10 protein-coding genes are annotated in these 13,363 nt (G+C 73.2%); 8 read left to right on the forward strand and 2 right to left on the reverse strand.

Annotated features, from left to right (window positions below; genetic code table 11):
* Positions 1 to 46: 46 nt before the first annotated feature.
* From dxs to ACH4OA_RS31270, 4 genes are all read left to right on the forward strand, one after another.
* Positions 47 to 1,945: a 1-deoxy-D-xylulose-5-phosphate synthase gene (gene dxs / locus ACH4OA_RS31255; protein ID WP_397935544.1), complete on the forward strand. Its 1,899-nt coding sequence runs from the start codon at positions 47 to 49 to the stop codon at positions 1,943 to 1,945.
* The gene (locus tag ACH4OA_RS31260) at positions 1,942 to 3,327 is read left to right on the forward strand and encodes an aspartate aminotransferase family protein (protein WP_397935542.1); all 1,386 of its coding nucleotides are present in this window, start codon (positions 1,942 to 1,944) and stop codon (positions 3,325 to 3,327) included. Before dxs ends, ACH4OA_RS31260 begins: the two co-directional genes overlap by 4 nt.
* 106 nt (positions 3,328 to 3,433) lie before the next feature.
* Positions 3,434 to 4,057 carry a helix-turn-helix domain-containing protein gene (locus ACH4OA_RS31265; RefSeq protein WP_397935541.1) on the forward strand — a complete coding sequence of 208 codons (624 nt, stop codon included), beginning with the start codon at positions 3,434 to 3,436 and terminating at the stop codon, positions 4,055 to 4,057.
* Positions 4,054 to 4,176: a DUF6126 family protein gene (locus ACH4OA_RS31270; RefSeq protein ID WP_397935540.1), complete on the forward strand. Its 123-nt coding sequence runs from the start codon at positions 4,054 to 4,056 to the stop codon at positions 4,174 to 4,176. Before ACH4OA_RS31265 ends, ACH4OA_RS31270 begins: the two co-directional genes overlap by 4 nt.
* A gap of 25 nt (positions 4,177 to 4,201) precedes the next feature.
* Here ACH4OA_RS31270 and ACH4OA_RS31275 read toward each other — a convergent pair whose 3' ends face one another.
* Positions 4,202 to 4,999: a tyrosine-protein phosphatase gene (locus ACH4OA_RS31275; protein WP_397972670.1), complete on the reverse strand. Its 798-nt coding sequence runs from the start codon at positions 4,997 to 4,999 to the stop codon at positions 4,202 to 4,204.
* A gap of 171 nt (positions 5,000 to 5,170) precedes the next feature.
* On the opposite strand from ACH4OA_RS31275, the gene ACH4OA_RS31280 reads away from it, so the two are divergent.
* Together ACH4OA_RS31280 and ACH4OA_RS31285 are read left to right on the forward strand one after the other, a co-directional pair.
* On the forward strand, positions 5,171 to 7,252 hold the full coding sequence (locus ACH4OA_RS31280) for an alpha-galactosidase (protein WP_397972673.1): 2,082 nt from the start codon (positions 5,171 to 5,173) through the stop codon (positions 7,250 to 7,252).
* Between the two features lie 155 nt (positions 7,253 to 7,407).
* On the forward strand, positions 7,408 to 8,193 hold the full coding sequence (locus ACH4OA_RS31285; RefSeq protein WP_365881095.1) for an SGNH/GDSL hydrolase family protein: 786 nt from the start codon (positions 7,408 to 7,410) through the stop codon (positions 8,191 to 8,193).
* A gap of 222 nt (positions 8,194 to 8,415) precedes the next feature.
* Here the strand turns inward: ACH4OA_RS31285 and ACH4OA_RS31290 are convergent, their stop codons facing one another.
* Positions 8,416 to 9,036: a TetR family transcriptional regulator C-terminal domain-containing protein gene (locus ACH4OA_RS31290; RefSeq protein ID WP_397935537.1), complete on the reverse strand. Its 621-nt coding sequence runs from the start codon at positions 9,034 to 9,036 to the stop codon at positions 8,416 to 8,418.
* A gap of 145 nt (positions 9,037 to 9,181) precedes the next feature.
* On the opposite strand from ACH4OA_RS31290, the gene ACH4OA_RS31295 reads away from it, so the two are divergent.
* Together ACH4OA_RS31295 and ACH4OA_RS31300 are read left to right on the forward strand one after the other, a co-directional pair.
* Positions 9,182 to 10,360 (forward strand): MBL fold metallo-hydrolase, encoded by a 1,179-nt coding sequence (locus ACH4OA_RS31295; protein ID WP_397972676.1) that lies wholly within the window; start codon positions 9,182 to 9,184, stop codon positions 10,358 to 10,360.
* A gap of 567 nt (positions 10,361 to 10,927) precedes the next feature.
* Positions 10,928 to 13,291: a sensor histidine kinase gene (locus ACH4OA_RS31300; protein WP_397972679.1), complete on the forward strand. Its 2,364-nt coding sequence runs from the start codon at positions 10,928 to 10,930 to the stop codon at positions 13,289 to 13,291.
* The last annotated feature ends 72 nt before the right edge of the window (positions 13,292 to 13,363 follow it).

Raw genomic sequence — 13,363 nt, forward strand, 5'->3', positions numbered from 1 at the left:
GACCACGAGGGTTGAGACAAGGCACGGACCGAGAGGGGGCCCGAGAGTGACCATGCTGGAGAGCATCCGGGGACCACGCGACCTGAAGGCGCTGGCCGAGACGGAACTCGGAGAACTGTCCGGAGAAATACGCGAGTTCCTGGTGCACGCGGTGTCGCGGACCGGCGGTCACCTGGGGCCCAACCTGGGCGTGGTGGAACTCACCATCGCGCTCCACCGGGTCTTCGAGTCACCGGCGGACCGCATCCTGTGGGACACCGGACACCAGAGCTACGTGCACAAACTGCTGACCGGCCGCCAGGACTTCTCCAAGCTGCGCGGCAAGGGCGGACTGTCCGGCTATCCCTCGCGCGAGGAGTCCGAGCACGACGTCATCGAGAACAGCCACGCCTCCACGGTGCTCGGCTGGGCCGACGGCCTCGCCAAGGCCCGCGAGGTGCGGGGGGAGCAGAGCCATGTGGTCGCCGTCATCGGCGACGGCGCGCTGACCGGCGGGATGGCCTGGGAGGCGCTGAACAACATCGCGGCGGCCAGGGACCGGCCGCTCATCATCGTCGTCAACGACAACGAGCGCTCCTACGCCCCCACCATCGGCGGCCTCGCCAACCACCTGGCCACCCTGCGCACCACCGACGGCTACGAGAAGGTCCTCGCCTGGGGCAAGGAAGTCCTCCAGCGGACCCCGGTCGTCGGCGGCACGCTGTATGAGTCCCTGCACGGCGCGAAGAAGGGCTTCAAGGACGCCTTCGCACCGCAGGGCATGTTCGAGGACCTGGGCCTGAAGTACCTCGGCCCGATCGACGGCCACGACATCAAGGCCGTCGAGTCGGCGCTGCGCCGCGCGAAACGCTTCCACGGACCCGTCCTGGTCCACTGCCTCACCGAGAAGGGCCGCGGCTACGAACCCGCCCTCGCGCACGAGGAGGACCACTTCCACAGCGTCGGCGTGATGGACCCGCTCACCTGTGCCCCGCTCGCCCCGCCCGGCGGACCGTCCTGGACCTCGGTGTTCGGCGAGGAGATCGTGCGGATCGGCGAGGAGCGCGAGGACGTCGTCGCGATCACGGCGGCCATGCTGCACCCGGTCGGCCTCGGCGCGTTCGCCGCACGCTTCCCGGACCGGGTGTGGGACGTGGGCATCGCCGAGCAGCACGCCGCCGTCTCCGCGGCCGGCCTCGCCACCGGCGGGCTGCACCCGGTCGTCGCCGTGTACGCCACCTTCCTCAACCGCGCCTTCGACCAGGTGCTGATGGACGTCGCGCTGCACCGCTGCGGGGTCACCTTCGTGCTGGACCGGGCCGGTGTCACCGGCACCGACGGCGCCTCCCACAACGGCATGTGGGACATGTCCGTCCTCCAGGTCGTCCCCGGCCTGCGGATCGCCGCGCCGCGCGACGCAGACCAGTTGCGCGCCCAGTTGCGCGAGGCCGTCGCCGTGGACGACGCGCCGACCCTGATCCGGTTCCCGAAGGAGACCGCCGGCCCGTGCGTCCCGGCCGTCGGCCGGGCGGGCGGCATGGACGTCCTGCACCGCGCCGAGCGCCCCGAGGTGCTGCTGGTGGCCGTCGGGGTGATGGCCACGGTGTGCCTGAAGGCCGCCGAACTGCTGGAAGCCCGCGGGATCGGCTGCACGGTGGTGGACCCGCGCTGGGTCAAGCCCGTCGACCCCGCACTGCCCCCGCTCGCCTCCGGTCACCGGCTGGTGGCCGTGGTGGAGGACAACAGCCGGGCCGGCGGCGTCGGTTCAGCCGTGGCGCTGGCCCTCGGCGACGCCGACGTGGACGTACCGGTACGGCGCTTCGGCATCCCGGAGCAGTTCCTCCCGCACGCCAAGCGCGGCGAGGTGCTGGCCGACATCGGTCTCACGCCCGTCGAGATCGCCGGGCGGATCAGCGCGAGTCTGGCCGTCAAGGACGCCGACGGCACAGTCAAGGAGAGTGAATGACCACCGAGTTCGACCTCGGCGCCCTGCTCGCCGAGCGCGGAGCCGAACGCTACGAGCTGCACGCCAAGCACCTCAACCCGCAGCTCCCGCGCATGCTGCACACCATCGGCTTCGACAAGGTCTACGAGCGCGCCGAGGGAGCGCACTTCTTCGACGCGGACGGCAACGACTACCTGGACATGCTCGCCGGGTTCGGTGTGATGGGCCTCGGCCGCCACCACCCGGTCGTCCGCAAGGCGCTGCACGACGTCCTGGACCTGGACCTCGCCGACCTGACCCGCTTCGACTGCCAGCCGCTGCCCGGACTGCTCGCCGAACGGCTCCTCGCGCACAGCCCGCACCTGGACCGGGTGTTCTTCGGCAACAGCGGCACCGAAGCGGTCGAGACGGCCCTGAAGTTCGCCCGCTACGCCACCGGCAGGCCCCGCGTCCTCTACTGCGACCACGCCTTCCACGGTCTGACCACCGGCTCGCTGTCGGTCAACGGCGAGAACGGCTTCCGCGACGGCTTCGCGCCGCTGCTGCCCGACACCGCCGTCCCGCTCGGTGATCTGGACGCGCTGGAGCGCGAGCTGCGCAAGGGCGACGTGGCCGCCCTGATCGTGGAACCCATCCAGGGCAAGGGCGTGCACGAGGCACCGCCCGGCTATCTGCGCGCCGCGCAGGAACTGCTGCACCGGCACAAGGCGCTGCTCATCGCCGACGAGGTGCAGACCGGCCTCGGCCGCACCGGCGACTTCTACGCCTACCAGCACGAGGACGGCGTCGAGCCGGACCTGGTGTGCGTGGCGAAGGCGCTGTCCGGCGGCTATGTGCCGGTCGGCGCCACCCTCGGCAAGGAGTGGATCTTCAAGAAGGTCTACTCGTCCATGGACCGCGTGCTGGTGCACTCGGCCAGCTTCGGCGCCAACGCGCAGGCGATGGCGTGCGGCCTCGCCGTGCTGTCGGTCATGGAGAACGACCAGATCGTCGCCCAGGTGCGCGCCACGGGGGAGCTGCTGAAGTCCCGGCTCACCGCGTTGATCGACACATACGAACTGCTCGCCGACGTGCGCGGCCGCGGTCTCATGATCGGCATCGAGTTCGGCCGGCCGTCCTCGCTGAAACTGCGCACCCGCTGGACCATGCTCCAGACGGCCCGCAAGGGACTGTTCGCGCAGATGGTCGTCGTACCGCTGCTCCAGAAGCACCGCATCCTCACCCAGGTCTCCGGCGACCACCTGGAAGTGATCAAGCTCATTCCGCCGCTGGTCGTCGACGAGGCCGACGTCGACCGGTTCGTGGACGCCTTCACGGCGGTGATGGACGACGCGCACAGCGGCGGTGGCCTGATGTGGGACTTCGGCAAGACCCTGATCAAGCAGGCGGTGGCCAACCGCTGACCGGGGCGCCGGGCGCGCGGACCGGCGGCGGGCGGCCGAGACCCCGGGTGTTTGCCTCTAAGGCAAGAAAATTGCCCGAGAGGCAAGCGTGGGGCTCAATGGAGGCATGAACGCCTCAGACGCCGCGCCGCCGCCGGCCGCCGACGGCGGCCTGTCCGCCGTCGCGCCGCAGCTGCGGTCCCTGCGCCGGCGGGCCGGGCTGACCCTGGAGGCGGCGGCCCGCGCCGCCGGCCTCTCCCCGGCCCATCTGTCCCGGCTGGAGACCGGGCACCGGCAGCCCTCGCTGCCGATGCTCCTCGCGCTCGCCCGTATCTACGGTACGACCGTCTCCGACCTGCTCGGTGAGACGGCCGCCGACCGGGACGCGATCGTGCGCGCCGCCGACATGGAACCGACCCGGGCCGGCGGCTGGACGTACGTCCAGGCCGGGGCGTCCGGCCGCGGCATGCAGGCCCTGCGGGTGCGGGTGCCGTACGGCTCACAGGGCGACATCGTGCGCGTCCACCCCGGCGAGGAGTGGCTCTACGTCCTGGGCGGCCGCCTGCGGCTGCGGCTCGGCGACACCACCCATCTGCTCGGCCCCGGTGACAGCGCGCACTTCGACTCGCTCACCCCGCACCGCCTCGCCGCCGAGGACCACGACGGCGTCGAGCTGCTGTTCGTCCACACCCTGCTGCAGAGCCCCACGGCCACGCTGTGCCTGGGGCCGTCGAGCGGAGAGCTGCCATGAGCGACCTCGAAGAGAAGTTCCCCCGGTCCCTGTGGATCCGGCTGATCATCTACATCGCCCTCGGACACGTCCTGGCGGCCTTCCTCTACCTACTGTTCGCGGTGGGTGCCAAGAGCTGACCGGCGGGGCCGCGGGCCGGCCGGGTCAGTCCAGCAGACGGTCGCGCAGCCGCTCGCGGACCGCGGGCGTGACGCCGAGACCCCGGTCCAGATAGCCGTCCACGTCGCCCCAGGTCTCCTCGATGCTCGCGAACGCCGCCTGTAGATACTCCGCGCGGGCGTCGAAGAGCGGGCTGAGCAGGTCCATTACCTCGGGCGTGTACGCCGTGTCCGCGCTGCCGCTGCGACGCACCCGGTAGCGCCGGTGCTTGGCGTTGGACTCCAGGTAGTCGGCGACGATCGCCTCGCGCTCGACGCCCAGGGCGAGGAGGGTGACGGCGATGGAGACGCCCGCGCGGTCCTTGCCGGCCGCGCAGTGCATCAGCGCGGGGACGCTGTCCTCGGCCAGCGCGCGCAGCACCCGGGAGTGCTCGGCGGTGCGCTCCTTGACGATCTGCCGGTAGGAGGTGGTCATCCGGGCCGCCCCCTTGCCGTCGTCGAGCAGCGCGCGCAACTGGTCCAGATCGCCGTCGCGGACCATCTTCCAGAACTCGGCGCCGTCCGCCGGGTCGCTCAGCGGCAGGTTCACGTTCCGCACGCCGGGCAGCTCGACGTCCGGGCCCTCCAGCTTCTGGTCGGCCGCGTTGCGGAAGTCGAAGATCGTGTGCAGCCGCAGGGAGGCGAGGAAGGCCGCGTCCTCCTCGGTCGCGTGCGCGAGATGGCCGCTGCGGAACAGCACTCCGTGGCGCACCCGCCGTCCGTCCACGGTCGGCAGCCCGCCCACATCACGGAAATTGCGCACTCCGGCCAGCTCAGGCTCGGTCGACGGGACCTGTTGCGTCACGGGGGCTCCTCCCGGTCGGTTCCCGCCGTCATGGCTCGTCGGCGGGGGCTGCGTCGACCATACGGCATCCATTTCCCCGCGAAACGAGTTGTCCACAGGCATTGCCAGGCCGGTGCCCGGCCTCGATGATGTCGGGATCTGCGCGAATCTGTTGACACCTGTGAGGTCTCGATGGTGGACATCGCCGAAGACGGCCGCACCTGGCTCCTGTCGGGCCCCGGCAGCAGCTACGCCCTGCACCTCACGGACGCCGACGAACTGGTCCACCTGCACTGGGGGCCGCGGATCGCGCTCGCCGACGCCGTGGCGCTCGCGGCGCGCCCGCTGCCCGGCCACCGCCCCTTCGAGTCCCCGCTCGACGGCCGCGAGGAGTATCCCGTCGAAGGCGGGCCCCGCTTCGTCCGCCCCGCCCTGTCCGTCCGCACCGAGGAGCGGCGCGGCACCGAGTGGCGCTTCGTGTCGTACGCCGCGGACGGCGGCGCGGACGACGGGCTGCGGCTGCGCTTCGACGACGACGGCGTGACCGTCACGCTGCACTACCGGATGCGCGGCGACGTGGTCGAACGCCGGGTGACCGTCCTGAACGGCGGCCACGCGCGCGTGGAGCTGCTGCGCGCCGACGCGGCCACCTGGACCCTGCCCGAGCGCGAGGGCTGGCGGCTGTCCCAGCTGCACGGCCGCTGGGCCGCCGAGTCCCGGCTCACCACCACCCCGCTCACCTACGGCGAGAAGGTCATCGGCAGCCGCCGCGGCCACACCGGCCATCAGCACCTGCCCTGGGTCGCCCTCGACACCGACGCCACCGAGGAGCACGGCGAGGTCTACGCCTGCGCGCTCGGCTGGTCCGGTTCCTGGCGCATCGCCGTGGCCCAGCTCCCGGACGCGCGCGTACAGATCACCGGCGGCGCCGGCCACGACGACTCGGGGCTGCGCCTCCTGGCACCCGGCGAGTCGTACACCACCCCGGTCTTCGCGGGCCTGTGGAGCGACGGCGGCCACGGCGGTGCCAGCCGCACCTGGCACGCCTACCAGCGCGCCCACGTCGTCCCGGACGCCGGACGGGACCGGCCGGTGCTGTTCAACTCCTGGGAGGCGACGCACTTCGACATCTCCGAGGAGCAGCAGGCCGCCCTCGCCCGCCGCGCCGCCGAGATCGGCGTCGAGCTGTTCGTGGTGGACGACGGCTGGTTCGGCGCCCGCACCAGCGACCGCGCCGGCCTCGGCGACTGGACGCCCAGCCCCGACCGCTTCCCGCACGGCCTGGGACCCCTCGCCGGCCTGGTGCACGGCCTCGGCATGCGCTTCGGCATCTGGGTGGAGCCCGAGATGGTCAACCCGGACAGCGAGCTGTACCGCGCGCACCCGGACTGGGTGCAGTACCAGCCGGGACGCACGCGCACGCGACAGCGCCACCAACTCGTGCTCAACCTCGCGCGCCAGGACGTCCAGGACCATCTGTGGGAGCGGCTGGACACCCTGCTGTCCAGCACCCCGATCGACTATGTGAAGTGGGACTTCAACCGCTGCTTCACCGACGCCGGCTGGCCCGGGGAGCCGTATCCGCAGCGCCTGTGGACGGACCACGTCCACGCCCTGTACGCCCTGCTGGACCGGCTGCGCGCCGCGCACCCGCAGGTCGCCTTCGAGTCCTGCTCGGGCGGCGGCGGCCGGATCGACCTCGGAGTGCTCGGCCGCACCGACCAGGTGTGGACCTCCGACAACACCGACCCGCTGGACCGGCTCGCCATCCAGCACGGCTTCACCCAGCTCCATCCCGCGCGCGTGATGGCCGCCTGGGTCACCGACAGCCCCAACACCCAGCTGAACGGGCGGGTCAGCTCGCTGCGATTCCGGTTCGTCAGCGCCATGGCGGGCGTGCTCGGGATCGGCGGCGACCTGACGCGGTGGAGCGCGCGGGAACGGGACGAAGCCCGGCGGTGGGTGGAGCTGTACAAGGAGATCCGCCCCCTGGTGCAGCACGGCGAGCTGTACCGGCTGCGGCCTCCCACGGGCGGCCTGAGCGCCGTGCAGTACGTCCGGGGCGGGCGGAGCGTCGTCCTCGCCTGGCTCCAGACACAGCGCTACGGCGAGCCGGTACCGGCGCTGCGGCTGCGCGGACTCGACCCGTCGGCGTCGTACGCGTGCCGCGAAACAGGCGAAGTGCACCGGGGGGCGGTGCTGCTGCACCACGGCCTGCGCACGGACCTCAAGGGCGACTTGGACGCGACGGTCATCCGGCTGCACCGTATCTGACCCGATCGGGAGAAGAACCTTATTCCTGCATTGCAAACTCTTTACGAGTGGCTCATCTCACCGCTCGTCAACCCCCGCCTACGGTCGCGTAAGTCACATCGGAAGGTGAATCATGGTCCGACGTGGCAGACGATTCGAAGAATGACAGCAGATCAGTGATCGGGTCGTACGTGGCGGTGGGGGACAGCTTCACCGAGGGCGTCGGCGACCCCGGGCCCGACGGGGCGTTCGTAGGCTGGGCCGACCGGTTCGCGGTACTGCTCGCCGACCGGCGTCCCGAGGGCGACTTCCGGTACACCAACCTCGCCGTGCGCGGGAAGCTGCTGGACCAGATCGTGGCCGACCAGCTCCCGCAGGCCGTCGCCCTCGCCCCGGACCTCGTGTCCTTCTGCGCGGGCGGCAACGACATCATCCGCCCGGGCACCGACCCCGACGAGGTGGCCGAGCGCTTCGAACGCGCCGTGGCCCGGCTGACCGCGGTCGCCGGCACGGTCATGGTGACCACCGGCTTCGACACCCGCGGCGTGCCCGTGCTCAAGCATCTGCGCGGCAAGATCGCCACCTACAACGGGCACGTCCGCGCCATCGCCGACCGGTACGGATGCCCCGTACTCGACCTGTGGTCCCTGAAGTCCGTGCAGGACCGCAGGGCCTGGGACAGCGACCGGCTGCACCTCTCGCCCGAGGGGCACACGCGCGTGGCGCTGCGCGCCGGACAGGTCCTCGGCCTGGACGTCCCGGCCGACCCCGAGCAGCCCTGGCCGCCGCTGCCGCCCCGCGGCACCCTGGAGGTCCGCCGCGACGACGTCCAGTGGGCGCGTGAGTTCCTCGTCCCCTGGATCGGGCGCCGGCTGCGCGGGGAGTCCTCCGGCGACCACGTGACAGCCAAGGGCACGCTCTCGCCGGACGACATCAAGCTGCGGATCTCCGCCGTGGCCTGATCCCCGTCCGTACGGTCGCGGTCTGCCGGCCGTGTCCCGCGCGGGTGGCTCGGTGCGGTGGGGTGCCCGCTCACCGCTGTGGGTCCGGCTCAAGGCCGGGCGGTTCAAGGCCGGGCGGCGCGGGGGCGGTTCGGAGGCGCGGGAGCGGTTCGAAGGCGCGGGCGTGCCTTGTCGTGCCTGGGGGTGGGTTCCCGTGCCCCGGCTTACTGCCGGGGGCCCGGCTCACCGTCGGCGGTCGGTCAACGCCGCGCGGTCGACGCCGAGTTCGCGGGCGAGGGCGTCGTCCGCCCACTCCCGGGCCCGGGACCGAGGCACCGCGCCCGGGTACGACGTGAGCTGCACGGCGAGCCCGTCCAGCAGCGCGGTCAGCCGCAGCGCCGTACCGGCCGGGTCCGCGCACGTGAACTCCCCGTCAGCCACGCCCTCTTCGATGACCTCCGTGATCGCCGCCTTCCACTGCCGGTCCAGGTCCCGGGTGACCTCCCGCAGCGCCGGCTCCCGCAGGGCCACCGCCCAGCCCTCGATCCACAGGCGCCAGCCCTTGGCCTGCCCGGTCGGCGCGTACCAGCGCACCGCCGCCCGCAGCCGGCGCAGCGCCGTCGTCCGCCGCCCCAGCAGCCCGCGCAGCCGGGCCAGATCGTCCGCCGCCGCGTACGCGAACGCGGCGGCGACCAGCCGCTCCTTCGTGGAGAAGTGGTACAGCACCAGCGCGTTGCTCACCCCGAGCGTCGCGGCCACGTCGGCGATCCTGACCGCCGCCACGCCCCGTGCCTCGATCTGCCCGATGGCGGCGCGCAGCAACTCCTCACGCCGCTCCGCCACACTCAACCGCACTCTGGCCACGCCGTCACCCTAGGGCCTGTCCGGCTTTTCCCGTCCGCCGCGTGCCCGTGACCCCGGGCACGCCCCGCCGCGACCGGGCCGCCGGAGGGGTTGTCGGAGGAGCCGACCATAATAGGGGGCCTCACCCACTTCACCGGGAGGTACCGTGACCGGCTTGCGTTCTCCGGGCTCCGGGCTGCGCGCGCTGCGGCCCGCCGCGTTCGGCGCGGACCCGGGCGGTGCCCGCCTGGCACGCATCCGCCGCTCGCCGCACTTCAAGGACGGCGTCTTCCAGAACCCCGGCGGCCCCGCCCGGACCCGCCCCAGCGGCTCCACGCTCGACCTGGCGAAGGTGTTCCTGGACAAGGACGCCCGGCCGCTGCGCGCCCCCCAGGGCACCGTCCCGGTGCACCCCACCACCTTCGCCGACCTGGCCGAGCCGCCCGCCACCGGACTGCGGCTGACCTGGATGGGCCACTCCAGCGTGCTCGCCGAGATCGACGGCCACCGGGTCCTGTTCGACCCGGTCTGGGGCGAGCGCTGCTCCCCGTTCCCGTTCGCCGGGCCCAAGCGCCTGCACCCGGTGCCGCTGCCGCTGGCCGCGCTCGGACCGGTCGACGTGGTGGTCATCTCCCACGACCACTACGACCACCTGGACCTGCCCACCATCAAGGCGCTGGCCGGCACGGACACCCTGTTCGCCGTGCCGCTCGGCGTCGGCGCCCACCTGGAGCACTGGGGCGTGGCCCCGGACCGGCTGCGGGAACCGGACTGGCACGAGTCCACCCGGGTCGGCGGCCTCACCCTCACCGCCACCCCGGCCCGCCACTTCTGCGGCCGGGGCCTGCGCAACACCCAGCACACCCTCTGGGCGTCCTGGGTCGTCGCCGGCGAGGAACACCGGATCTACCACAGCGGCGACACCGGCTACTTCGACGGTTTCAAGGACATCGGTGCCGGCCACGGCCCGTTCGACGCCACGATGATCCAGATCGGGGCCTACAGCGAGTTCTGGCCCGACATCCACATGACCCCCGAGGAGGGCCTGCGCGCCCACCTCGACCTCCAGGGCGACGCACCGCACGGCGTGCTCCTGCCGATCCACTGGGGCACCTTCAACCTCGCGCCGCACCCCTGGGCCGAGCCGGGGGAGTGGACGAAGGACGCCGCCGAGGAGGTCGGCCAGGCGGTGGCCCTGCCGCGCCCGGGCGAGCCCTTCGAACCCGCCGGCAAGCTGCCGGCGGAGCCGTGGTGGCGGGGCGTCTCGGGAGAGGTCCGGCGCACCTGGCGCTCGGTCGGCGCCTTCGTGGCGGAACCGCCCGCGCGCGGAGCCGGCACCCGGTGAACTGAGACCCGGCGGCCCGGCCCGCCCTCGTACCTCCACGCGGCGCACGTACCCCTTCCGGGTACGTGCGCCGCGTCGTGTTGCCCCGGCGCCGCGCGTCCGCCGAGCCAGGGCCAAGGCAATCACACTCTGTGAGCTTCCTGCCGGAGAGAGACCGGAGACCGGAAGCCTCGCGGGCCGCCGCCGCGGTGCACCGGAAGCGGGAGGGCGGCGTCTGTCCGTCTGCCGGTGCCCCGGGCGGCGAACGACACCGGGTACGGCCCGCCGCTCCGTACTGACCGCTTACGACCAGGTCGGACCGGTCGCGTTCGGATCCGTTCGCGCGCTGCGCAGGCGTCATCGGACTGTCGTACGGCGCCTCATACCAGAGCGGGACGCTCCTCGGGGGACTTTGCCGACTGCCGACCGCACGGGAAGCGCGGACGACTACTGTGAGTGTCCGTCGGGCGACGCGGCCGGTTCACCGGTCCCGCCGTCCGGCGCATCGGTGACGCCTGCCCGCATCCACGCGTGCCCGCGGCACACCGCACGAGGACTCCAGGCCCGACGGACAGTACGAGGACGCAGATGTCTCACCTCCGAGCACCGGCCACCCGCGCCGACCGCCGCGAGGGCGGCCGGCACGGGCGGCCGGGCGCCCGACCCGCTCCCGCGCTGCCCGAGACGCACATACGGCCACAGCTGATGCGACTCGCCGTCCTGCCGCCACTCGCGGTGGCGCTCAGCGCCGGCGCCCCCGTGCTGTTCAGCATCCGTTCCGCCGGCGCACGCACCAGCCCCCTGCTGTGGGGCGTGATCGCGGCGGCGGCCGGCGTGGCCGCCGTCGGCATCCTGATCGCCGCCGTGGCCGCCGACCGCGCCGCCCGCTCGGTCACCACCCGCGTCGACGCGCTCCGGCGCACCGCCGCACACGGCGAGGCCGACCTGCGCGCCCTGGTCGACGCGCTCCGGCGGGGCGAGACCCCGCCCCAGCGTGGCCGCCGCCGCCCGCCCCCGGCGGACGCCGACGACTTCGACCTGCTCGCCGCCGACCTGGCCCGCGCGCACGACGGCGCCGTCACCGCCGTCGTACGGGCCGCCCAGCTCTCCAGCCGGACGGGCAGCGAACAGAAGCTGGAGGTGTTCGTCAACCTCGCGCGGCGCCTTCAGTCCCTCGTGCACCGGGAAATCTCGATCCTCGACGACCTGGAGAGCGACATCGAGGATCCCGACCTGCTCAAGGGCCTGTTCCACGTGGACCACCTGGCCACCCGCATCCGGCGGCACGCCGAGAACCTCGCCGTGCTCGGCGGCGCGGTCTCCCGCCGGCAGTGGAGCAACCCGGTCGGCATGACCGAGGTGCTGCGCTCCGCCATCGCCGAGGTCGAGCAGTACTCCCGGGTCAAGCTGGTGCCGCCCGTCGACGGCGAACTGCGCGGCCACGCCGTCGCCGACGTCATCCATCTGCTCGCCGAACTCGTCGAGAACGCCACGGTGTTCTCCGCCCCGCACACCCAGGTGCTGCTGCGCGCCAGCCTCGTCACCTCCGGGCTCGCCGTGGAGGTCGAGGACCGCGGGCTGGGCATGACCCTCACCGAGCAGGACCGGATGAACGCCGTGCTCGCCGACCCCGACCAGGTCAATGTCGCCAGCCTGCTGGCGGACGGCCGCATCGGTCTCTACGTCGTCTCCCAGCTCGCCCGCCGGCACGGTATCCAAGTGCGGCTCCAGACCAACATCTACGGCGGGGTGCAGGCCGTACTCGTCGTCCCCCAGCCGCTGTTGGGGCCCGCGCTCGCGGTACCGGGCGCGGTCGCCGGAACCGCAGCCGAGGCCGGCACCGAGCCCGCTGGCAGCACCGGGAACGGCTCCGCGTACGACGGCCGGACGGCGAACGGCTCCGCATACGACGGCCGGACCGGGAACGGCTCCGTGTACGACGGCCGGACCGGGAACGGCTCCGTGTACGACGGAGGGAATGGCGCCGGGCCTGTGGGCGGCACGGTGGCCGGCGGCGGGTCCGGGTCCGGGGCCGGGAGCGCGGCGGAGTCCGGGGCGGGGGCCGGTCAGGGTGCGGCCACCGGGCGGCGGCGGCACGCGCAGCGCGGGACCGGGCGGCACGGCATCGAGAGCGGTACCTACGGACAGCACGGCGCCGCCCCGGCCCCGCTGCCCGTACGCGGCCCCCAGGAGGCGCGGCCCACGCCCGTCGATGCGGTGCCCGGTGTCAGCGCCGAGGACTGGCAGGTGGTGGAGGCGCACACGGGCGTTCCGCCCACCCCGCGCGTCGACCCGGTGCGCGGCACCATGGACAAGCCCCAATTGCCCCGCCGGCGCGCACAGGAGCACATCGTGCCCCAACTCCGCGGCGGCCCGGCGCCCCGCCAGGACACCGACTCCGCCGTCGGCCACGATCCCGGTCTGATGGCCGCCTTCCGGCGCGGGATCGGACTCGCGGAGGCCCAGCAGAGCCTGGACACGGCCATCGACACAGCCATGGACACGGCCATCGGCACGGACAGGGAGGGGAGCACGGAGGCGGGTACGGAGACGGAGGCGCACGCCGTGTCCGCGTACGCCGAGTCCTCCGGGTACATGGGCGCAGACCATATGGACGTGGACCCCATGGACGCCGACCACATGGACCCAGACCATATGGCTCCGACCCACACGGCCGCCCCCGATCTGGGCCCGGGCCACATGGCTCCCCTCCACATGGCTCCAGCCCACACGGCCGCTCCCCACACGGGCCGGGACCACACGGCTCCCCTCCCTCCGCCCCGGGACCACACGGCCCCGCTCCCCATGGCTCCGGACCCCACACCCCCGGGCCACGCCCCCCTGGACCGACCGCCGCTCCCGGCCCCCCTGCCCCGCACCCGCGTCCACGCGCCCGCCCCGGACGACAGCCAGGGCGCCGGCCGCACCGAGGGGAGCACCCCCGCCGGATGACCACGCCGGCGCCCGCGCCCGCGCCCGCACGCCGTACCCCCGTCCCCAGCGCTCCCGCTGATCTTCGTACCC

Origin of the sequence: Streptomyces sp. NPDC017095, from assembly GCF_044332325.1 — a bacterium.
Lineage (GTDB): Bacteria > Actinomycetota > Actinomycetes > Streptomycetales > Streptomycetaceae > Streptomyces.